This is a genomic window from Citrobacter sp. wls613, from assembly GCF_005281195.1.
GTDB lineage: Bacteria > Pseudomonadota > Gammaproteobacteria > Enterobacterales > Enterobacteriaceae > Citrobacter > Citrobacter gillenii.
In genome coordinates this window covers 1-1,629 of the sequence record NZ_SZXN01000060.1, presented here as the reverse complement: position 1 = coordinate 1,629, position 1,629 = coordinate 1, and the positions used below count along the sequence as shown (strand labels likewise).

1 pseudogene is annotated in these 1,629 nt (G+C 55.3%); it reads right to left on the bottom strand.

Annotation, left to right across the window (positions count from 1 at the left end):
• A pseudogene (gene silA / locus FDX01_RS13485) lies at window positions 1–1,629 on the bottom strand (Cu(+)/Ag(+) efflux RND transporter permease subunit SilA); the annotation flags it as partial.

Below are 1,629 nucleotides of genomic sequence, written 5' to 3'. Positions count from 1 at the left end.
TGACCACGCCAAACTCTGCTGCCACCCCGGCCAGAGCGATAAACCCCGTTCCGGTTGCGACAGACATATGGAAGCCCTGCCAGTACAGGAACCATATTCCGCCAACCAGGGCGAACGGCAGGCTCATCAGGATCAGCAGGGCTTCGTCAACCCGGCGGAATGCCAGATACAACAGGATGAAAATGATCATCACCGTCATCGGCACCATCAGCTTCAGTTTCTTGTTGGCATGCTCAAGCAGTTCAAACTGTCCGGAGAATGACACGCTGGTACCCGGTCTCAGTTTCACTTTCTGACTGATCGCCGTTTTAATGTCATTAACCACCGACACCATATCCCTGCCGCGCGCGTCAATGTAAATCCAGCTGGCTGGACGGGCATTTTCCGTTTTCAGCATAGTCGGCCCGGAAACGACCTTAATATCCGCAACATCGCCCAGCGTGATCTGCTGCTTCATCGGGGTCAGGATCGGCATCTGTTTCAGGGCCTGCGGGCTGTTCCGGTAATCCTGCGGATAGCGGATATTAATCGGGTACCGGGCCACGCCTTCAACCGTCTCACCCACCATAGCCCCACCGATGGCTGATGAGATGAACAGCTGCACATCGCCCACCGTCATTCCGTAGCGGGAGGCTTTTTCCCGGTTGATATCCACATCAATGTAGCGCCCGCCTTCCAGTCGCTCTGCGAGAGCAGACACTACGCCGGGTACGGTTTTGGCGACCGCTTCGATACTCTGCGCCGTTGCATCGATATCGGACAGAACCGTTCCGGACACCTTGATACCTATCGGGCTTTTGATCCCGGTTGAGAGCATATCAATACGGTTACGGATTGGCGGCACCCAGAGGTTTGCCAGCCCCGGTAAACGGACGGTCCTGTCGAGTTCTTCAATAATCTTGTCAATCGTCATGCCTGGACGCCACTGATCCTCAGGTTTGAGCTGGATCGTGGTTTCCACCATTTCGAGCGGCGCGGAATCCGTTGCGGTCTCTGCTTTACCGGTCTTGCCAAATACAGAAGCCACTTCAGGAACGCTTTTGATTAACTTGTCCGTCGTCTGCAGGAGCGCTGCAGCTTCAGCCGGAGAGACACCCGGCAGGGTCGACGGCATATACAACAGGTCGCCCTCGTTAATCTTCGGCAGAAACTCACCGCCCACCTGGCTCAGCGGCCAGATAACGGTGAAAATGGACAAGGCCGCAACCAGCAGGGTTGTTTTTGGCCAGTGGAGAACCCGCAACAGCAATGGATGATACGCTTTGATCAGTACCCGGTTCAGGGGGTTACTGGTCTCTGCAGGAATTTTCCCCCGGATCCAGAATCCCATCAGAATAGGAATGACGATGATGGCCAGTGCGGCCGCTCCCGCCATGGAGTACGTTTTCGTGAATGCCAGCGGGCCAAACAGACGTCCTTCCTGACCTTCCAGGGTAAAGATAGGAATAAAGGACAGGGTGATGATCAGCAGGCTGATAAACAGTGCGGGTCCCACTTCAACGGAGGCATCGGTAATCACCTTCCAGCGGGTGGCGTTGTCAATCTGCTCACCAGGATGCTGATGATCCCACTCCTCAAGCCGCTTATGCGCATTCTCAATCATCACAATGGCGGCATCCACCATCGCAC